The sequence below is a fragment of the Secundilactobacillus pentosiphilus genome (genome assembly GCF_002217985.1).
Taxonomy (GTDB): Bacteria; Bacillota; Bacilli; order Lactobacillales; family Lactobacillaceae; genus Secundilactobacillus; species Secundilactobacillus pentosiphilus.
This window is the reverse complement of the sequence record NZ_BCMI01000013.1, coordinates 44,134-63,408: the sequence shown is the minus strand read 5'-3', so window position 1 is coordinate 63,408 and position 19,275 is coordinate 44,134. Positions and strand designations below refer to the sequence as shown.

At 44.2% G+C, this 19,275-nt stretch carries 22 protein-coding genes; 19 read left to right on the top strand and 3 right to left on the bottom strand.

All coding sequences use genetic code 11. The features are described from left to right. Positions 1 to 35: 35 nt before the first annotated feature. The 11 genes from CES81_RS07625 to CES81_RS07575 all read left to right on the top strand — a co-directional run bounded on the left by CES81_RS07625 (position 36) and on the right by CES81_RS07575 (position 10,116). Positions 36 to 1,052, top strand: a complete 1,017-nt coding sequence (locus CES81_RS07625) for an L-threonylcarbamoyladenylate synthase (RefSeq protein WP_089121295.1) — start codon at positions 36 to 38, stop codon at positions 1,050 to 1,052. Between the two features lie 169 nt (positions 1,053 to 1,221). Continuing rightward, positions 1,222 to 2,481 carry a serine hydroxymethyltransferase gene (gene glyA / locus CES81_RS07620; protein WP_089121294.1) on the top strand — a complete coding sequence of 420 codons (1,260 nt, stop codon included), beginning with the start codon at positions 1,222 to 1,224 and terminating at the stop codon, positions 2,479 to 2,481. A 241-nt stretch (positions 2,482 to 2,722) separates the two neighbouring features. Continuing rightward, complete coding sequence (gene upp / locus CES81_RS07615) at positions 2,723 to 3,352, top strand: uracil phosphoribosyltransferase (protein WP_089088994.1); 630 nt, start codon at positions 2,723 to 2,725, stop codon at positions 3,350 to 3,352. Positions 3,353 to 3,628: 276 nt separating this feature from the next. Next, positions 3,629 to 4,348, top strand: a complete 720-nt coding sequence (gene atpB / locus CES81_RS07610; protein ID WP_089088993.1) for a F0F1 ATP synthase subunit A — start codon at positions 3,629 to 3,631, stop codon at positions 4,346 to 4,348. A 91-nt stretch (positions 4,349 to 4,439) separates the two neighbouring features. Beyond that, positions 4,440 to 4,652, top strand: coding sequence for a F0F1 ATP synthase subunit C (gene atpE, locus CES81_RS07605; RefSeq protein WP_089088992.1), 213 nt, complete (start codon positions 4,440 to 4,442; stop codon positions 4,650 to 4,652). Between the two features lie 51 nt (positions 4,653 to 4,703). Then, complete coding sequence (gene atpF / locus CES81_RS07600) at positions 4,704 to 5,207, top strand: F0F1 ATP synthase subunit B (protein ID WP_089088991.1); 504 nt, start codon at positions 4,704 to 4,706, stop codon at positions 5,205 to 5,207. 1 nt (position 5,208) lies between these two features. Beyond that, complete coding sequence (gene atpH / locus CES81_RS07595; protein ID WP_089088990.1) at positions 5,209 to 5,751, top strand: ATP synthase F1 subunit delta; 543 nt, start codon at positions 5,209 to 5,211, stop codon at positions 5,749 to 5,751. Positions 5,752 to 5,781: 30 nt separating this feature from the next. Beyond that, the gene (atpA, locus tag CES81_RS07590; protein ID WP_089121293.1) at positions 5,782 to 7,320 is read left to right on the top strand and encodes a F0F1 ATP synthase subunit alpha; all 1,539 of its coding nucleotides are present in this window, start codon (positions 5,782 to 5,784) and stop codon (positions 7,318 to 7,320) included. Positions 7,321 to 7,345: 25 nt separating this feature from the next. Continuing rightward, a complete protein-coding gene (locus CES81_RS07585; protein WP_089088988.1) occupies positions 7,346 to 8,239 on the top strand; it encodes a F0F1 ATP synthase subunit gamma in 894 nt (297 codons plus the stop codon). 22 nt (positions 8,240 to 8,261) lie between these two features. Next, the gene (gene atpD, locus CES81_RS07580; protein ID WP_089121292.1) at positions 8,262 to 9,674 is read left to right on the top strand and encodes a F0F1 ATP synthase subunit beta; all 1,413 of its coding nucleotides are present in this window, start codon (positions 8,262 to 8,264) and stop codon (positions 9,672 to 9,674) included. A gap of 13 nt (positions 9,675 to 9,687) precedes the next feature. Continuing rightward, entirely contained in the window at positions 9,688 to 10,116 is a 429-nt protein-coding gene (locus CES81_RS07575) for a F0F1 ATP synthase subunit epsilon (protein ID WP_089121291.1), read from the top strand. Between the two features lie 270 nt (positions 10,117 to 10,386). Here the strand turns inward: CES81_RS07575 and lplA are convergent, their stop codons facing one another. The 3 genes from lplA to CES81_RS07560 are packed head-to-tail and all read right to left on the bottom strand — an operon-like array spanning position 10,387 to position 12,522. Then, complete coding sequence (gene lplA / locus CES81_RS07570) at positions 10,387 to 11,370, bottom strand: lipoate--protein ligase (protein WP_089121290.1); 984 nt, start codon at positions 11,368 to 11,370, stop codon at positions 10,387 to 10,389. Continuing rightward, positions 11,367 to 12,263 (bottom strand): lipoyl synthase, encoded by an 897-nt coding sequence (lipA, locus tag CES81_RS07565; protein WP_089089263.1) that lies wholly within the window; start codon positions 12,261 to 12,263, stop codon positions 11,367 to 11,369. The genes lplA and lipA overlap by 4 nt, the downstream gene beginning before the upstream one ends. Before the next feature lie 22 nt (positions 12,264 to 12,285). Further along, the gene (locus CES81_RS07560; protein ID WP_089089264.1) at positions 12,286 to 12,522 is read right to left on the bottom strand and encodes a lipoyl domain-containing protein; all 237 of its coding nucleotides are present in this window, start codon (positions 12,520 to 12,522) and stop codon (positions 12,286 to 12,288) included. Between the two features lie 468 nt (positions 12,523 to 12,990). Here CES81_RS07560 and CES81_RS07555 point away from each other — a divergent pair, with 468 nt between their 5' ends. From CES81_RS07555 to CES81_RS07520, 8 genes are all read left to right on the top strand, one after another. Then, positions 12,991 to 13,221 carry a DUF1146 family protein gene (locus tag CES81_RS07555; protein ID WP_089089265.1) on the top strand — a complete coding sequence of 77 codons (231 nt, stop codon included), beginning with the start codon at positions 12,991 to 12,993 and terminating at the stop codon, positions 13,219 to 13,221. Between the two features lie 23 nt (positions 13,222 to 13,244). After that, complete coding sequence (gene murA, locus CES81_RS07550) at positions 13,245 to 14,549, top strand: UDP-N-acetylglucosamine 1-carboxyvinyltransferase (protein WP_089121289.1); 1,305 nt, start codon at positions 13,245 to 13,247, stop codon at positions 14,547 to 14,549. Positions 14,550 to 14,666: 117 nt separating this feature from the next. Beyond that, complete coding sequence (locus tag CES81_RS07545; protein WP_089089267.1) at positions 14,667 to 15,674, top strand: rod shape-determining protein; 1,008 nt, start codon at positions 14,667 to 14,669, stop codon at positions 15,672 to 15,674. A gap of 23 nt (positions 15,675 to 15,697) precedes the next feature. Beyond that, positions 15,698 to 15,958 (top strand): membrane protein insertion efficiency factor YidD, encoded by a 261-nt coding sequence (gene yidD, locus CES81_RS07540; RefSeq protein ID WP_439951283.1) that lies wholly within the window; start codon positions 15,698 to 15,700, stop codon positions 15,956 to 15,958. A gap of 20 nt (positions 15,959 to 15,978) precedes the next feature. Beyond that, positions 15,979 to 16,200, top strand: coding sequence for a DUF2969 domain-containing protein (locus tag CES81_RS07535; RefSeq protein ID WP_089089269.1), 222 nt, complete (start codon positions 15,979 to 15,981; stop codon positions 16,198 to 16,200). A gap of 115 nt (positions 16,201 to 16,315) precedes the next feature. Then, positions 16,316 to 17,512 (top strand): FtsW/RodA/SpoVE family cell cycle protein, encoded by a 1,197-nt coding sequence (locus CES81_RS07530; protein ID WP_089089270.1) that lies wholly within the window; start codon positions 16,316 to 16,318, stop codon positions 17,510 to 17,512. A 29-nt stretch (positions 17,513 to 17,541) separates the two neighbouring features. Next, the gene (locus tag CES81_RS07525) at positions 17,542 to 17,844 is read left to right on the top strand and encodes a glycine cleavage system H family protein (RefSeq protein WP_089089271.1); all 303 of its coding nucleotides are present in this window, start codon (positions 17,542 to 17,544) and stop codon (positions 17,842 to 17,844) included. Between the two features lie 386 nt (positions 17,845 to 18,230). Next, positions 18,231 to 19,265 (top strand): methionine ABC transporter ATP-binding protein, encoded by a 1,035-nt coding sequence (locus CES81_RS07520; protein WP_089089272.1) that lies wholly within the window; start codon positions 18,231 to 18,233, stop codon positions 19,263 to 19,265. Positions 19,266 to 19,275 lie beyond the last annotated feature (10 nt).

Genomic DNA, 19,275 nt, shown 5'->3' with positions numbered 1-19,275 from the left:
GGACAGCATTCTTTTAAAAGAATAGGGGTAAAAATATGGAAACAAAAATTTTTAAACCAGATGAAGTCGAAGCAGCAGCTAAGCTGTTGAATCAGGGGGAACTCGTTGCGTTTCCAACCGAAACGGTTTACGGCTTAGGCGCAGATGCCACCAACGAAAAGGCGGCTAGCAACGTCTATGCAGCTAAGGGGCGTCCTAGTGATAACCCGCTGATCGTCACCGTGTCTTCAATCGAAATGGTTGAACAGTACGCCCAACCGCTCTCTGATCAAGTTAAGCAGCTGATGGCTAAATTTTGGCCTGGATCATTGACCTTTGTTTTGCCGCTTAAGCCAGGATCGTTATCCAAAACGGTAACGGGTGGCCTTGATACGGCCGCTTTTCGGATGCCTAAGAACCAGGTGACGCTGAAGCTGATCGCCACGGCGGGTATTCCAATCGTGGGGCCGTCAGCGAACACTTCTGGTAAACCTAGCCCAACGTTGGCTAAACACGTCTATCATGATTTGAACGGTAAAATTGCGGGTATCGTGGATGACGGCCCAACTCAGGTTGGGGTCGAATCAACGATCCTCGATATGTCAACGGATACGCCGACCATTTTACGGCCCGGTGCAGTGACGGTTGCCGAAATTGAGCAGGTGATTGGTGACGTTAAAGCCGACCATCACCATGTGGGGGCTAACGAAACGCCTAAGGCACCAGGGATGAAATATAAGCACTACGCGCCTAGTGCTCAGGTTGAAATTGTGGATCATCCGGAGGATTTCGAGGCTGCGATGACTTGGGCTGCAAAGCAAAACGAAGCAATCGGAGTCATGGCAACGGATGATATCTTGGCTCAGCTGTCAGTACCAGAAAACGTTGAAAGCTTTTCCTTAGGCAAGGACGTTCAAAGCGCAACGCATTTGTTGTTTGCTGGGCTGCGTCATTTTGACCTGGAATCCGAAGTGCAAGTTATTTTCACAGAGGGATTTGATAATAAAGGATTAGGTGCAGCTTACATGAACCGCTTAGACAAATCCGCTGGCGGTATGCATTTTACGAAGTGAACTTGAAAAATAAGAACAATTAAACTAAACGGTCAGGCGATAGTTCGCTAACAACGAACGGAAATCACTTAACCGTTTTATTTTATTCGCATTTTTCGGTCTAGACCCTTTTCTTTTTTACGTGAATTTGTTAAACTTAGGCATATTAAACGCCAAGGAGCTGGTTGTGTTGAATTATAAAGAGCAAGACCCGAAGTTGTGGCAAGCTATCAGTCAGGAACAGGATCGTCAGCAGCATAATATTGAGTTAATCGCATCCGAAAACATCGTTTCTCCCGCGGTTCGTGCCGCACAAGGCTCGGTGCTGACTAATAAGTACGCCGAAGGTTATCCCGCTAAGCGGTACTATGGGGGTAATGAATTCATTGACGTTGTTGAAAATCTTGCCATTAAACGTGCCGAGGAACTTTTTCACGCTGAATACGTTAACGTGCAACCACACTCAGGCTCTCAGGCAAATCAAGCAGCCTACGCCGCTTTCTTAAAGCCCGGCGACACGATTCTGGGGATGGGGTTGGAAGCAGGTGGGCATTTGACTCACGGAGCTCAGGTTAACTTCAGTGGGAAGCTTTATCACGCCTATGGTTATGGTTTGAATCCGGAAACCGAATTGTTAGATTACGACATGATTCGCGATTTGGCTCTAAAAGTGAAACCCCAGATGATCGTGGCCGGGGCTTCAGCGTATAGCCGGATCATCGATTGGCAGGCCTTTCGAGCGATTGCAGATGAGGTTGGCGCCTACTTGATGGTTGATATGGCGCACATTGCCGGATTAGTAGCTGCTGGCTTACATCCCTCACCAGTTGGCATCGCGGACGTCGTCACAACAACGACTCATAAAACGCTACGTGGTCCCCGAGGCGGGTTGATCTTGTCTCAGGCCAAGTATGCTAAGCAGATTAACTCAGCGGTTTTCCCAGGCACTCAGGGCGGTCCGCTGGAACACGTCATTGCCGCTAAGGCAGTTGCTTTGCACGAGGATTTGCAGCCAGCATTTAAAGGGTACGCTGCCCAAATTATTAAAAATGCTCAGGCGATGGCTGCAGTATTCAAAGCTGCGGATAAGGTACGCGTTGTTTCCGGCGGTACCGATAATCACTTACTGACTTTGGATATCAGCCAAACTGACTTAAACGGCAAACAAGCACAGGAACTGCTGGATAGCGTTATGATCACAGCCAATAAGGAAGCTATTCCCAACGAAAAACGCAGTCCGTTTAAAACCTCTGGCGTTCGGATAGGAACGCCCGCAATCACAACCAGGGGATTCAAGGAAGATGATGCTCGGCAGGTTGCCAGGCTGATTGTTACCGCCATTGAGAACTATGACGATGAAGCGGTCCTAGAACAAGTCCGTCATGGCGTCCGTACACTGACAGATGCACATCCCATTAGTGCGTGTGTGGCACCAATTACATTTGGTTAGAGTAGCGGCATTAAGCCACAACAGCATCACTACCAGTCAGTTTGATTGCGAGTTGCGCTGCTGTTTGCATTTTTTTGAGATTACTGGGGAAGCCCCCCGTTAACTTTCGGCGCGCGAATAAGCCTGGTTGACTCATTTTTGGAAATAAGACAGTTTTTCTTAATACTCTTTTTACTTTTTTATCTTCAAGGGTTCCTTAGCATGGTACAATTAGAAGAAATACTAAAGGAGTGTCAAACACATGGGCAAGTTTCAGGTTATGGATCACCCATTGATCCAACATAAACTGACAATTATTCGGGACAAAAATTGCGGTACAAAGGTTTTTCGTGAGGTTGTGGACGAAATCACTATGTTAATGGCGTACGATGTTGCACGGGATATGCCATTAAAGGACGTAGAAATCGAAACACCAATCGCTAAAACAACCGTTAAAACGTTAGCCGGTAAGAAGGTCGCTATTGTACCTATTCTTCGGGCTGGGATTGGAATGGTCGACGGTATCATGAAGTTGATTCCGGCAGCCAAAATCGGCCATATTGGCATGTATCGTGACGAGAAGACACTGGAACCTCACGAATATTTCGTGAAGCTGCCTGCTGATATTGATCAGCGACAAATCTTTGTTGTTGATCCGATGCTGGCAACTGGCGGTTCTTCGATTATGGCGATTGATGCCTTGAAGAAACGGGGCGCAACTAATATTAAGTTTGTCTGCTTAGTAGCTGCTCCAGAGGGTGTTAAAGCCCTTCGCAAGGCCCATCCGGACGTTGATATCTATACAGCGGCATTAGACGACCACCTTAATAAAGAGGGGTACATTGTGCCTGGATTAGGTGACGCCGGTGACCGGCTCTTTGGTACCAAGTAATTTAGTATTATAAACTTCATATAACTAAGATAATAACCAATTAATGTGAAATTGTCCGATAACTACTGGACAGGTCAAATTGATTGGTTTTTTATTCACTTATTTTTCTGAATAGCTTTGTATTTTCATATGAACGGTGGTATTATTTTGTTTGTATTTGTAATGGATTTTTTTCATTAAAGTACTACGTTTGGAGATTTGAAATTTAACTTGTTAAGTAATGACGAGGTTCTTCAGAACTTCAACGTTAACTAGTTTGAAAAGAGGTGATACTCTGTGGGAGATCCATCTTCAGTTGCTACCTTTCAATTCGGGGGACTTACGTTTAATGCCGCAAATATTTATTCGGGGTTAATTGCGTTTGTGCTCGTTTTTTTGTTTGTATTTGCCCTTTCTCGGCACATTACAATGAAGCCAGGTAAGGGACAAAACGTCCTTGAGTGGTTAATTGATTTTACAAACGGAATTTTGAAGGGTTCCATCCCTGGAAATGAAACGGGCGCATTTGGCCTTTATGGGTTCACCTTGTTCCTATTCCTGTTCATTTCTAACCAACTTGGTTTGTTCTTGCAAATTGCTGTTGGTGGGAAGGACTTTGTTAGAAGTCCAACTTCTGACCCGATCGTTACCATGACATTCTCGTTAGCAACCTTAATGATTGCACAGTTTGCCGGCGTGACGAAGTTTGGCTGGAAGAAACACTTCTCAGGTTACTTGAAACCGTTTGTTTTCTGGTTGCCGATTAGTATCTTTGAGGAATTCACGAACTTCTTGACACTTGGTCTACGTATCTTCGGTGTGATTTTCTCTGGTGAAATGTTACTGAAGATTATCGGAGGCCTTGCATTTTCACATGGGATTGCAACGATGATCGTCGCAATTCCATTGGAATTGGTATGGCAAGCGTTCTCCGCATTCCTTGGTGCCATTCAAGCATACGTGTTCGTGACACTTTCGTCTGTTTACATTGACAAAAAGCTTGAAATTGAAGAGTAACATGTCTTCAAATGAAGCTTGAAGTTGAGGAGTAAACGACCTACAATATTCATCTATTATGTCTATATCATTTAAGGAGGAACTACAGATTATGGGAGCTATTGCAGCAGGTATTGCCATGGCCGGTGCAGCTATCGGTGGTGGTGTCGGTGATGGTATCGTTATTTCTAAGATGCTAGAAGGTATGTCACGCCAACCAGAATTATCTGGTCAATTACGGACTAACATGTTCATTGGTGTTGGGTTGGTTGAAGCCATGCCTATCATTGCCTTCGTTGTGGCCTTGCTTGTTATGAACAAGTAATGTTTTGCAACACGTTAAATTTAATTTTTAACAAGAAGGAGGTGTCAATAGATGTTTTCACATTTAGCCGTAGCTAGTAGTCTTGCAGTTGGAGATATGCTTTTCTACGCGATTTGTTTCATTATTTTGATGTGGTTGATCAAGCTCGTTGCTTGGAAGCCAATCAATCAAATGATGCAGGATCGTGCTGATAAGATCTCTAACGATATTGATTCAGCTGAAAAGTCGCGTGACGATGCGGCAAAACTTGCAAAACAACGTCAAGACGCACTGGCTAACTCTCGTCAAGAGGCTACAGGGATTGTTGATTCTGCTAAGAAGCAAGGTCAACAGCAGCGCGATGGAATTGTAGCGCAAGCCCAAACCGATGCACAAGCATTGAAGGACAACGCTAAGAAAGATATCGAGCAGGAGCGTCAAGACGCATTGTCTAGCGTACGTAACGATGTGGCTGACCTATCTATTGAGATTGCTTCCAAGATCATTCAAAAAGAATTAAACGCTGATGATCAAAAGGCATTGATTGATTCTTATATCGAAGGGTTGGGGAAGTAACATGAGTCTTGATAAGGTAACGGTAGCCAAGCGCTACTCAAAAGCGCTGTTTGAATTGCTCGCGAGCAACGACCAATTGGACGCTGCTTACGAAGATCTCAAACAGCTTCGTAAAGTCTTTCTGGACAACCCGCAACTGGGCAGTGCATTAACGGATAGCAGTTTAGTGCTAGCTAAGCGGGAAGCCTTAGTCAAGCCTTTGTTAGATAGTACTGATGGCACAATTCATAATTTGGTTCAAATGGTTTATGATTACGGTCGGATGGATGCAATGGTAGAAATCATTGATCAGTTCGAAAAACTGTATGATGAGCATAACCAAACAGTTTATGCAGATGTCACTACTGCGGTAGCCCTGAACGACGCACAGCTTGATGCCATTAAGTCAGGTTATGCTAAGCGGGTCGGTGCTAAACAAGTCGTTTTGACAAGTAAAGTTGATACATCTATTATCGGCGGCGTAATTATTCGTTCTGCCGGAACCATTCTTGATGGTTCTATCAAGACGAAGATTCACCGTCTACGTCAAACATTATTAGTATAAGAGATCTTTTTATAAAGGGGTGAAACCTATATGAGCATTAAAGCTGAGGAAATCAGTGCTCTAATCAAACAACAATTAGCAAACTACAAAGACGAGATCTCTGTTGAAGAAACAGGTACTGTTACCTATGTTGGTGATGGTGTCGCCAGAGCTCACGGACTTGAAAACGCATTAGCTGGTGAGTTGCTCGAATTCGATAGCGGGGTTTATGGCATGGTCCAAAACCTTGAAAGTAACGATGTTGGTATCGTTGTCCTTGGTGATTTCACAAAGATCACTGAAGGCGATACAGTTAAGCGTACTGGTCGTATCATGGAAGTTCCCGTTGGGGACGCTATGATCGGTCGGGTCGTTAACTCATTAGGTCAACCCGTTGATGGTAAGGGCGAAATCAAAACTGATAAAACCCGTTCTATCGAACGTAAGGCACCAGGTGTTATGCAACGGAAGTCAGTTTTCCAGCCACTTCAAACTGGTATGAAAGCCATTGACTCCCTAGTTCCAATTGGTCGTGGTCAACGTGAATTGATCATTGGTGACCGTAAAACTGGTAAGACTACAGTGGGTATTGATACGATCATTAACCAAAAAGACCAAGATATGATTTGTATTTACGTTGCGATCGGTCAAAAGGAATCAACTGTTCGTAGTTCTGTAGAAACCTTACGTAAGTTTGGTGCGATGGACTACACAATTGTGGTTACTGCCGGTCCTTCGGAACCCGCTCCATTGCTCTATATTGCGCCATATGCTGGTGCAGCGATGGGTGAGGAATTCATGTTTAACGGCAAGCATGTTTTGATTATCTATGATGATCTTTCAAAGCAAGCCGACGCTTATCGTGAACTTTCTTTGATTCTTCGTCGGCCACCAGGTCGTGAAGCTTATCCTGGGGATATTTTCTATACCCACTCACGGTTACTCGAACGGGCTGCTAAGCTGAGTGATGATCTTGGCGGTGGTTCAATGACTGCTATGCCAATCGTTGAAACTAAAGCCGGAGACATTTCAGCTTACATTCCGACCAACGTTATTTCCATCACCGATGGGCAAATCTTCTTGGATAGCGACTCATTCTATTCAGGTGTTCGGCCAGCTATTGATGCCGGGACTTCCGTTTCTCGGGTTGGTGGTGATGCTCAAATCAAGGCGATGAAGAAAGTTGCCGGGACACTTCGTTTGGATCTTGCTTCATATCATGAATTGGAATCATTTGCGCAATTTGGTTCTGATTTGGATGAAGCTACCCAAGCTAAGCTGAACCGTGGTGCTCGAACTGTTGAAGTTTTGAAGCAACCATTGCATTCTCCATTACCAGTTGAAAAACAAGTTTTGATTTTGTATGCATTAACTCATGGTTATCTTGACAAGGTTGAGTTGGATGATATTGCTAAATTCCAAAGCGGTCTTTTCGATTTCTTCGATGCCTCACATGCCGATCTGCTTGAAACAATTGCTAAGACCGGTAATTTGCCAGACAACGATAAGATGGAAAAAGCCGTTAGTGAATTTGCCAAAACATTCCAACCAGCAAATGATGATGACAATGAAACTGTAGCGAACAAATAAACTTGAGGAAGGATAGTGAGAGCTGATGGCTGAATCAATAAGCGCTGTTCAACACCGCATTGCTTCAACAAAGAGTACGCGTCAGATCACTTCAGCAATGCAAATGGTTCAGACTTCTAAGCTGAACCAGATTCAAAAAGCGGCTGTAGGTTACCAAGACTACGTCAGCAAAGTAAAAGCTGTTGTGATGCATCTGGCAAAATCTCATCTATTGGATGATTCCTCGAGCGATTCGCAATCAAAGCAGTCGGGCAAAATAGCATACTTAGTCATTACTTCTGATCGGGGTATGGTTGGCAGTTACAACAGCAACGTCCTTCGTGAGACTAACGAATTCATTGAAACCCATAGCGGTGACAATGAACACTTGATCCTCGCGGTTGGCGGAACTGGTGCTGATTTCTATAAGAAGCGTGGCGAAAACGTCGCCTACGAATATCGTGGTGTTAGCGATGTGCCAACTTTTGATGAAGTTAGAGAAATTGTAAAAACCATAACCTCAATGTATGATAGTGGCGTTTTCAGCGAATTGTATGTTTGCTACAACCATTTCGTCAACCGACTGATTTCACGGTTCCGTGGCGAAAAGATGTTGCCGGTAGACAGTGAAACACTGAGTGGTGATGCTGCTGAGGAAACTCAGGCAGAAACATTAACAGCGGCTTACGATATGGAACCTTCTGAAAAGGAAGTATTGAAAGTTGTTCTACCACAGTATTCAGAAAGCCTCGTTTTCGGCGCAATTCTGGATGCTAAAACGTCTGAACACGCATCAAGTTCTAATGCTATGAAGTCGGCTTCTGATAATGCTGACGACCTCATTGCTGACCTTGAATTGCGATATAATCGTGCTCGCCAAGCAGCAATTACGACTGAAATTACTGAAATTACTGGTGGGCAAGAGGCATTGAATAATTAATGACGGGAGGAATTAACGAATAATGAGTTCTGGTAAAGTTGTTCAAGTTATCGGACCAGTTGTCGACGTTGAATTCCCGTTGGATGATAAACTCCCAGATATCAATACTGCACTTCACATCAAAAAAGATGATGGCAGTTTTCTTGTTACCGAAGTTACCCTTGAATTAGGTGATGGTGTGATGAGAACAATTGCCATGGATGGTACTGATGGTCTTCGTCGGGGAATGGAAGTTGAAAACACTGGTTCTTCAATTACTGTTCCAGTCGGCGATGACACACTTGGTCGAGTATTTAACGTCCTCGGAGATCCAATTGACGGCGGTCCCGAATTCGGCCCAGATGCTGAGAGACGGCCAATTCATCGTGACGCACCTAAGTATGATGAATTAAACCCTACTTCAGAAATTCTGGAAACCGGGATCAAAGTTATTGACTTATTAGCACCCTATGTACGTGGTGGTAAAATTGGGTTGTTCGGTGGTGCCGGTGTTGGTAAAACCGTTTTGATTCAAGAATTAATCCATAACATTGCACAGGGTCATAATGGTATTTCTGTCTTCACAGGTGTCGGCGAACGTACCCGTGAAGGTAATGATATGTACTACGAAATGAAGGGCTCAGGTGTTCTCGAAAAAACGGCCATGGTCTATGGTCAAATGAACGAGCCACCTGGTGCACGTATGCGGGTTGCTTTGACTGGCTTAACGATTGCGGAATACTTCCGTGATGTTAAGGGTCAAGATGTGCTGTTATTTATTGACAACATCTTCCGGTTTACCCAAGCCGGGATGGAAGTTTCAGCCTTACTTGGCCGGATTCCTTCCGCCGTTGGTTACCAACCTACGTTGGCTACTGAAATGGGTCAATTGCAAGAACGGATCACTTCGACTAAGAAGGGTTCAATCACTTCTATTCAAGCGGTTTACGTTCCTGCCGATGATTACACCGATCCAGCACCTGCAACGACTTTCGCCCATTTGGACGCTACCACTAACCTGGAACGTTCATTGACGCAACAAGGGATTTACCCAGCCGTTGACCCGTTGGCTTCAACTTCAACTGCCCTTGACCCACAAGTTGTTGGTCAAGAACATTACGAAGTAGCCACAGAAGTTCAACACGTTTTGCAACGTTACCGTGAACTTCAAGATATCATCTCAATTCTTGGGATGGATGAATTGTCAGACGAAGAACAGACCATTGTTGGTCGTGCGCGTCGTATCCAATTCTTCTTGTCACAAAGTTTCTCTGTTGCTGAACAATTTACTGGGTTACCAGGGAAGTATGTTTCGGTTTCCGACACCGTTAAAGGGTTTAAGGAAATCTTGGAAGGTAAGTATGATGATCTTCCAGAAGATGCTTTCCGTAACTGTGGCCCAATTGAAGACGTTGTTGAAAACGCCAAGAAGATGCAGGCTAACCTGAGCAAGTAAGGAGGGGTTCTAATTGGCTGATGATCAATCAGTTTTAACCGTTAGTATCGTAACCCCCGATGGTAACGTCTATGATAACGAGCAAGTTAAGATGTTAGTCGTAAAGACGCAGCTTGGTGAACTCGGTATTATGGCCAACCACGTTCCTGTGATTGCTTCGTTAGCATTTGATGAAGCACGTATCCAATCTGCCAACAGTGATCAGAAGGATGAGATTGCCGTTAATGGCGGCTTCATTGAATTTTCTGACAATGTTGCGACCATTGTCGCTGACTCTGCGGAAAAGCAGGCTGACATCGATGTTGATCGTGCTCAAAGCGCTAAGAAACGGGCTGAAGCTCGGATCAAAAAAGCGCAAGATGCACACGACAAGGATGAGCTTGCACGTGCAGAAGTTGCACTTCGGCGGGCGATCAATCGAATTAACGTTGCTGGCAAGTAAAATTGCAAGCAAGGACGCTATCCATCAAATGGATAGCGTCCTTTTTTGTGTTGTCGATCATTTGTATAAAAGCGGTTAGTCGACTGTCATCTCATCAACAATCGACTAACCGCTTTTGAAACTAATAAATACCTTAACTATTATCTAATTGATTGTATTAATGCTTTAGGAATAATTTTATCGTCTTTTTTCAATAATGGGTGATAGTTCAGCATCTTTAGAGATGCATTGTAACCAACTGATTTTTCAAAAAAATATTCCACAATTATATTAAAATAATAGTGCTGTTAGCTGTTCTGGGTAAAGGCCCTTAATGGGGGCTTGCTGCAGCTGACGTTCAATAACTGGTGCGACAGCGCCTTGCTGGTAGGCTTTACCAATCAGTGACTGTTCGAAGTGCTCCAGGTTGATATTACTGAAGAAGTCACCAGAAATCTTAACGGCTGAAAAGCACCGCTGTGAGTCCAGGTTAAAGGCTATGGCAATCACGCCGATACCCTTTAAGTAGCGTTTATGGACGTGATCAAATTGACGATGATCACGCTGCCATACCGCGGCTTCACTGAAATGCTGACCAGCAATTGTTTGCAGCCGGTTTTCTTCAGCGAGTGTTAATCGGCTGGTTTTAGCGTTGGTCATGCTGAGCAGTGCTTTTTCGAGCTGCTGTTTAAATTCGGCTGCGGTCCAATGGGGCTGCTGTTCGATCAAGTTTACCGTTCGCTGGTGAACGGAGTTGATATGCTTGGCCTTCAGCTTTACTGGATCAACTTTCAGGGCCTGTGACATCCAGTCCATGTTGGCGTTAAACAACAGGCTGCCATGGTGCAGGCGAAAACCGTCAGTCATATACTGTGCACTACCAGACACCTTACGGCCGTCAACTACCAGATCATTACGACTGTCAGTTTGTGCTTTGATACCGATCTGGTTCAGGGCCCGGGTGACCAGCTTTAAACCTGAAGTAAAATCAATGGCCTTATCTTGAGTAGGGGTGATCAGCGTAAACTGACAGCCGCCCTGATCATTATAAATAGTCCCGCCACCCGATAGCCGTCTAACAACTGCAATGTGGTTAGCCTCAATAAAAGGGCGGTTAAGCTCGTTTTCAGCGGTTTGATACTTGCCTAACATAACGGTCGGAGTAGTAGACCACAATAGTAAAACTGGCTCCAAAAGACGTTTTTCAGTCATTAGGTAATACTCTAAAGCGAAGTTGTGACGAACGTCCAGACTGTCGGTGGGTAAGTAGATCATTTATTTTCCACGGCTTCCAGTTCTTCTTTAGCCTTGTATGAGCTACGGACAAGCGGTGAGCTGGCAACAAATTTAAAACCGCGCTTCATGGCTTGTTTATAGTATTCTTGGTAACGTTTCATTGGTACCCATTCACGCAAGGTGTAGTTTTTGGGACCCGGTTGGACGTATTGGCCGATTGTCAGAAAGTCGACGTCAATGGCTCGTAAATCATCCATCAACTGGTAAACTTCTTCGTCCTTTTCACCTAGGCCAAGCATAATGCCCGTCTTAACGTACATGGTCTTTGGGGCGTGTTCTTTCACGTACTTTAACACGTGAAGCGAGGTGTCATAAGTCGCACGATTACGAACTTTAGGCGTGATCCGACGAACGGTTTCCATGTTGTGGTTAAAAACGTCAGGTCCCGCAGCAATCACTTTGTCTAAACAGTCTTCGCGGCCTTGAAAATCAGGTGTAAGGACTTCGATGGAAGTCTTGGGGTTCAGTTCCTTGATTGCTTTAATCGTTCTAACAAATTGATCCGCACCTAAATCAGGTAAGTCGTCCCGGTCAACACTAGTGACTACCACGTGAGTCAAGCCAAGTTTTTTGGTGGCTTGTGCGACCCGTAACGGTTCCAGCAAATCAACATCCTTGGGATGGCCGTGTGGAATGTCGCAAAAGCGGCAGGCACGGGTACAGTTAGGCCCTAGGATAATGAACGATGCTGAACCGCTGCCAAAACATTCGCCTAAATTAGGACAGTTAGCTTCTGCACAGACGGTGTTAAGTTTCAAACCGGAAAGCAAGTGTGTCATTTTATCGACTTTTTTTTGATCGTAAGTAACCTTTAACCAGCTTGGTTTTGCTGGCGCTTCAGTTGGTGCTGCTGTTTGATGATCAGTTTTCATGATAATCTCCTCCTAAGCGACTTCAGACTTCAATAGTTGCAACTAGGTCGCCAACCTTTGTGGTATCACCAGTTGCGACTTCTTGAGCTTTTAAGATGCCGTCTTCCTGGCTTTCTACTTGGCTAATCGCCTTTTCAGTTTCTACTTCAAACAGAACGTCACCCGTTTTAACTTTATCGCCAGGCTGTTTATCCCACTTGCCGAAAAAGTACTCGTTAGATTTAGGACTCAGCTTTGGCATATGAACTTCTTTAATCAAAATAATCATCTCCGTGAGTGAAATATTTAATCGAACGACTAAAGACTACCATCATTTAATGAGATTGTGAAATGGCAAGGATATTCCAAATAGTTAGCGCTTGCAAACACCGTTAAACAAGGAAAACAGCGTTTAAAATGATACTTCACAAGGAATATGTCTGATAATCGCATAGTATATCAGTAAATATTCCATAATGAATATTAACAAATTCTAAAAATGATTTGGCTGTGTACAATTAAATGTGAAAAGATGTACTAACTAAGTGTGGAGAAAAACAAGTCATTTATTTTATATTTGTTTAGCATTTAATGATAATTACTATAAGTTAAAATGCAAAAAAGCTGTTTTTACTTTTTCACATAAAGTTTGCTTTGTAAAACGTAATATTACAAATGAAATAGAATAGGGGACAGCAGGCATGAAGTATGCTATATTTTAGGGGTAATGCAGAAAGGAAAGTGAACTATGCAGACTATCGGTGCCCAGGCCCTGATGACATTAATCAGTCATTTTGTTTTTATTTTTGTGGCCTTTTGGAGTATTCAAAAACTGCACATTGAAAACGTTATGCGTCTTTATCCGAGCCAAGCAAGGGTACTGATCGTCTTGCTGTCGGTAACAGTAGGCTATACCTGCAGCGAATTTTTCTTGAACTTTATAGATAATGTTAGAAATTTAATTTTTCTTGTTAAATAATGTAACTCGTGGAGGGAATTTCTTTGGAAAAGATTATTGTACATGGCGGCCGCGAACTATCGGGAACTGTACATATTGAAGGTGCAAAGAACGCTGTTTTGCCAATTTTAGCAGCGTCGATCTTGGCAGAACACGACGATATGGTTTTAACGAATGTTCCGATTCTTTCCGACGTCCATACCATGAATAAGGTATTAAAATTTTTAAATGTAGACGTCGACTTTGATGAAGAAACAAATACGGTGCGGTTGAATGCTGCTAAAAAACTATCAACGCAAGCGCCGTTTGAATACGTTTCGAAGATGCGTGCATCGATCGTCGTGATGGGGCCGTTATTGGCGCGTTACGGTCATGCCAAAGTTGCGATGCCCGGTGGCTGTGCCATTGGTTCTCGTCCCGTTGACCTGCACCTTAAGGGCTTTGAAGCACTTGGTGCCAGTATCGACCAGCATGATGGTTACATTGAAGCTACCGCAGATAGGTTAGTCGGGGCTAACATCTACCTTGACTTTCCGAGTGTTGGTGCAACCCAAAATATTATGATGGCGGCGACTTTAGCTGAAGGAACCACCACAATTGAAAACGTTGCTCGCGAACCAGAAATTGTTGATCTTGCAAATGTCTTGAATAAGATGGGTGCTAAAGTGCGCGGTGCCGGAACCGAAACCATTCGGGTGGAAGGTGTTGCCAGTATGCACGGGACCGACCACTATGTCGTACAAGACCGCATTGAAGCCGGAACTTTCATGGTGGCTGCGGCCCTGACTCACGGGAACGTGTTAGTTAAAAACGCCATTGCGGAGCACAATAAACCGTTAATTTCCAAATTGGAGGAAATGGGTGTTACCGTTTTGATCGAAGACGACGGTGTGCGGGTCATCGGACCTAAATCCTTAAAACCAACGAACGTTAAGACCTTGCCGCACCCTGGTTTTCCCACTGATATGCAACCGCAAATGACCGTTCTTCAGCTCTGTGCAGATGGGACCAGTACGTTGACCGAAACGGTTTTTGAAAACCGGTTCATGCACTTGGAAGAGCTGCGCCGAATGAATGCCAATTTTAAGGTTGAGGGCCGCACCGTTGCGTTATATGGCCCAACAAACTTTAATGGCGCAGAAGTTGCAGCAACTGATCTACGGGCTGCAGCTGCCTTAGTACTTGCCGGTTTAGTTGCAAATGGTTATACCCAGGTCACTAATCTGCAATATCTTGATCGGGGTTACTATAATTTCCACTTGAAACTGCGAGCGTTGGGCGCGGAAATTGAGCGTGTCAAAGTTCCAGACCAAGAAGAGGTTATTTTAAAGACTAAAACAAATGACTAATGTGAAGTGAGAGTTCGGAACGGCGGGTCTGTTCCGAACTTTTTTGCTTACCCCATTTGAGTATGGGTATGCTATAATTAACGGTTGAGATAATAAGTTCAGGAGGAATTCAATAGGATGGCAAAAGATATTGGTATTGACCTTGGTACCGCCAATGTTTTAATCTACGCGGTTGGCAAGGGAATCGTTTTAAACGAACCCTCAGTTGTGGCGGTTGATACAAAGTCAAATCAAGTACTAGCAGTAGGCTCCGAAGCCTACCGGATGGTGGGACGTACGCCAAGTAACATTCGGGCGATTCGGCCATTGAAAGATGGTGTGATCTCTGATTTCGATGTCACTGAAAGCATGCTATCGTATTTTATTAGTAAATTAAGTGTGAAGGGCTTTATGGCAAAGCCTAACATTATGATCTGTGCACCAACGAATATTACTGAAATCGAACGTCGAGCAATTATTCAAGCTGCCGAAAAGTCTGGCGGCGGTAAGGTTTATTTGGAAGAAGAACCGAAAGTTGCCGCCGTTGGTGCGGGGATGGATATCTTCAAACCCCAAGGCAATATGGTCATCGATATTGGTGGCGGGACGAGTGACATCGCTGTTTTGTCACTGGGCGATATTGTGGCCAGCAAGTCGATTCGAATCGCCGGTGATGAGCTGAACGCTAACATCATTAACTTTTTGAAGACGCAGCATAATTTACAAGTGGGCGAACGGACTGCCGAATCAATTAAAATCAAGATTGGTTCAGCTTATCCGGACGATGACCACAACGAATCTTTGGAAGTTCGTGGCCGTGATTCGGTTTCTGGTATGCCACGCTCAATCGAAATTACCTCTAAGGATATCTACCCTGCAATCAGTAGCGTTATGGATCAAATCGTTAAGGCTGCAAAAGACGTACTGGAGGTTGTGCCACCTGAACTGGCTGCTGATATTATTGACCGCGGCATCATGCTTACGGGTGGTGGCGCCTTACTGCATGGGGTTGACAAACTTTTGATTGACCAGTTGAAGGTGCCTGTTGTGATTTCTGAGAACCCGCTGGATAATGTGGCTAAGGGTGCCGGAATTTTGCTTGAACACATGAATGCAACAACGACCAAAAAACACGGTCGCGGATAGGAGTCGCTTTGAAAAGGTTATTGATGATGCTTGTGCGCGGCTATCAGCGCTTCATATCACCGTTATTTCCGCCAACTTGCCGCTATTCACCAACCTGTTCAGCCTATACGTTAAAAGCACTGCAAAAACATGGTGCGATTAAGGGGACGTTAATGGGCATAGCCCGGATACTGCGGTGTAATCCGTTTGTTCACGGCGGCTACGACCCCGTACCTGATCATTTCAGCTTGAAACGAAATAAAAAAGCTGAAATGGCCTATCTAAAAGAGATGAATCTAAAATAAAATTGTAAAAGGAGCTTCCCATGTCAAAAAAGAAACAACCAGTCGGTGTGGCCATCGACGATGTGACGATCAAGGGTGTTGACGGTCTACAGCTGTCCATTAATGATGAAGTTATCGGCACGGTAATGCCACTGGAAAATGGTTCTTTCAACGCTCAGATTGGTTCTGATCGTCCGGTCAAGGTTAAGACCCAAGACGAGGCGATTGAGTATTTGATTCAGGCCTATAATTTACATCATTGATTTTCTCGCTACGTTATTCGAGACCTAAAAAAACGGTTAAGGATCGCAGATTTTTATGAGGACGACTAAGAAGCCGTCTATAATAAACGCGTAAGTGAGGGGAGGATATGATGCAATGAATGAGCGTCGCGAAGAAGATTCAGAATCGCGAATCGACTACGGTATAATTTTTTGTGTACTGATGCTGGCATTGATTGGCTTAGCTTCGATTTACGTGGCGGCCGTTCATGATTCCAGTGCAACCAATGTGACGTCGTTAATGGTCTCACAGGTTGCCTGGTATGTGATTGGTACAGTTGCCGTGATTATTATTATGCAATTTGATTCAGAACAATTATGGAAAGTGGCGCCCTTAGCCTATTGGTTCGGGATATTCCTGCTGGCGGCCGTTCTGGTGTTTTACAGTCGGTCATACGCGGCATCAACGGGTGCTAAATCCTGGTTTGCAATCGGGCCGTTGACTTTCCAGCCGTCTGAAGTGATGAAACCGGCGTTTATCTTAATGCTGGCACGCGTTGCCAGTGACCATAACCACCAATATTATGAGCATACGAAGCACTCGGATTGGTTGTTGCTGGGTAAAATGGTGGCTTGGTTATTGCCAATCGTGGTTTTATTAAAACTACAAAACGACTTTGGGACGATGCTGGTATTCTTTGCGATTGTGGCAGGTGTTGCCTTGGTCGCCGGAATAACCTGGAAGATTATTGTGCCAGTAGCGCTCGCAGGTGGAGCTGTCGGCGGTGGCGCGTTAGCCTTAGTTGCTACCAGTACTGGCCGAATGATATTGAGTCATCTAGGTTTTGCATCGTATCAATTTTCACGGATCGATACTTGGTTAAATCCAGCTAGCAACACGTCTAACCAGGGGTATCAACTCTGGCAAAGTATGAAGGCCGTGGGTTCCGGTGGTATTTTCGGAACGGGCTTTAACGTGTCTAAAGTTTACGTACCCGTGCGTGAATCGGATATGATTTTTTCGGTGATTGGTGAAAACTTCGGGTTTATTGGCAGTTTAATATTGATTTTGCTCTATTTCATGTTGATTTACCAAATGATCCGGGTCACTTTTGATACTAAAAACGTGTTTTATGCTTATATTTCAACTGGTGTTATCATGATGATCTTGTTCCATACCTTTGAAAACATTGGGATGAGTATTGGCTTACTGCCACTAACTGGTATTCCTTTACCATTCGTTAGTCAAGGGGGATCAGCTCTGATTGGGAATATGATAGGTATTGGCTTAATCATGTCGATGCGTTATCATAATAAGAGTTACATGTTTAGTCGTAACGAGGACTTTGAATAAAGTCCAATAAATTGGTTTGAGGTGAAAATATGAGTGAAGAAGCAACTTATTTCTGGACAAAAGTAATGGATGGCAAAACACGTCTTGGTTTAACGAAAGCTGGTCAAGATGAATTAGGCACCATTAAATTTGCTCACCTACCAAGTGTTGGCGACAAGGTTTCAAAGGGTAAGACACTGATTAGTGTTGAAGCTGAAAAAGCCGTTTCGGATATTGATAGTCCAGTCAGCGGTGAAGTTGTTGCTGTTAATCCGCAGTTAGACAACGATTTTGACAGCTTAAACAGTGAAGAAGAGGCTGATGCTTGGTTAGTTGATATCAAAGAAAACTAATTGCAGTTCAATTAGATTCTGAGGATATGATGATATTTTTCCTTGACAGCTCTTATTCAGATGGCTATACTTTTGTCATTGACTTAATTTAATAAGAGATTGGCAGAATGAGTAAGCGTTGAGTGAACGTTTAGAGAGTCCCGCTTGGTGAGAAGGGATCGTCACGATACACTGAAGATGGTTTTGCATAAAAGGGGTTACGGTGAACTTTAAGCAAGCCGTAGCTGGTTAACGGCCACTATCCCGTTGAGTCCTCGGACTCATTGAGGTTACTGTTGCGAGACAGTAACGAAAATAAGGTGGTACGCGATAAGCTTCGCCCTTACTTAAATCATGTGATTTAAGTTAGGACGAAGCTTTTTTATTTGAAAAAGGAGGTAACCGCAGTGATAGAGTTTAAAGACGTGACAAAAACATTCACCAGCAAGGATGGTGATTTGACCGCAGTTTCGGATGTCAATTTAAACATCGATGACGGCGAAATATACGGCATTGTTGGTTATTCCGGTGCTGGAAAAAGTACGTTAACACGAATGCTAAACGGGCTGGAAACGCCGACTAGCGGTGAAATTGATATTAATGGAGATCAGATCACGGCGCTTTCTGGAATAGAGTTAAGAAAAAAGCGTCAAAAGATCGGGATGATTTTTCAACATTTTAATTTGCTTTGGTCACGGACAGTGATTCAAAACATTATGTTTCCGCTCGAAGTTGCTGGCATGTCACGCAAGGCGCGTCAAGAAAAAGCGCAGCACTTAGTTGACCTGGTCGGCTTGACCGGCCGCGAGCATTCTTATCCCTCCGAGCTATCTGGCGGACAGAAACAGCGGGTGGGTATCGCAAGGGCTTTAGCTAACGATCCGGAGATCCTAATTTCCGATGAAGCAACCAGTGCCTTGGACCCGCAAACAACGGATGAGGTCCTGGACTTGTTATTGGAAATTAACAAGAAAATGAATTTGAGCATTGTGTTGATTACCCATGAAATGCATGCCATCCGTAAAATCTGCGACCATGTAGCCGTGATGGATGATGGTAAAGTTGTTGAACAAGGAACGGTCTTCAACGTCTTTCGTAACCCGAAACAAGAAATTACTAAGCGCTTCGTTAGTGAAGAAGTTGATCCGGCCCTGACCGATACTAACAGGATCGTGGAAGACTTAATTAAGAGCTATCCGGACGGCACCATTGTTCAACTGGTTTTTCATGGCGATCAGGCTAAATTACCAATTGTGTCGGAAATGATTCATGAGTTTCCAAAGCTGCAAGTTAGCATTATTGAAGGTAGTATTCATCAAACGCAAGAGGGTTCCATTGGCTCACTTTACCTGCAGATTACCGGTAATAAAGAGAGTATGGACGGTGCCTTGGATCTGCTGAAGAAAATGCGCGTAGAAACGGAGGTGATTCACCGTGACTAGTGGATCGTAC

Coding starts and splice junctions, on each gene's coding strand:
- upp (WP_089088994.1), top strand. CDS start 2,723: ATGGGCAAGTTTCAGGTTATGGATCACCCATTGATCCAACATAAACTG.
- atpD (WP_089121292.1), top strand. CDS start 8,262: ATGAGTTCTGGTAAAGTTGTTCAAGTTATCGGACCAGTTGTCGACGTT.
- atpH (WP_089088990.1), top strand. CDS start 5,209: ATGAGTCTTGATAAGGTAACGGTAGCCAAGCGCTACTCAAAAGCGCTG.
- lplA (WP_089121290.1), bottom strand. CDS start 11,370: ATGATCTACTTACCCACCGACAGTCTGGACGTTCGTCACAACTTCGCT.
- CES81_RS07525 (WP_089089271.1), top strand. CDS start 17,542: ATGAGTGAAGAAGCAACTTATTTCTGGACAAAAGTAATGGATGGCAAA.
- CES81_RS07535 (WP_089089269.1), top strand. CDS start 15,979: ATGTCAAAAAAGAAACAACCAGTCGGTGTGGCCATCGACGATGTGACG.
- yidD (WP_439951283.1), top strand. CDS start 15,698: ATGATGCTTGTGCGCGGCTATCAGCGCTTCATATCACCGTTATTTCCG.
- CES81_RS07545 (WP_089089267.1), top strand. CDS start 14,667: ATGGCAAAAGATATTGGTATTGACCTTGGTACCGCCAATGTTTTAATC.
- atpA (WP_089121293.1), top strand. CDS start 5,782: ATGAGCATTAAAGCTGAGGAAATCAGTGCTCTAATCAAACAACAATTA.
- lipA (WP_089089263.1), bottom strand. CDS start 12,263: ATGAAAACTGATCATCAAACAGCAGCACCAACTGAAGCGCCAGCAAAA.
- atpF (WP_089088991.1), top strand. CDS start 4,704: ATGTTTTCACATTTAGCCGTAGCTAGTAGTCTTGCAGTTGGAGATATG.
- CES81_RS07530 (WP_089089270.1), top strand. CDS start 16,316: ATGAATGAGCGTCGCGAAGAAGATTCAGAATCGCGAATCGACTACGGT.
- CES81_RS07585 (WP_089088988.1), top strand. CDS start 7,346: ATGGCTGAATCAATAAGCGCTGTTCAACACCGCATTGCTTCAACAAAG.
- atpE (WP_089088992.1), top strand. CDS start 4,440: ATGGGAGCTATTGCAGCAGGTATTGCCATGGCCGGTGCAGCTATCGGT.
- CES81_RS07555 (WP_089089265.1), top strand. CDS start 12,991: ATGCAGACTATCGGTGCCCAGGCCCTGATGACATTAATCAGTCATTTT.
- CES81_RS07625 (WP_089121295.1), top strand. CDS start 36: ATGGAAACAAAAATTTTTAAACCAGATGAAGTCGAAGCAGCAGCTAAG.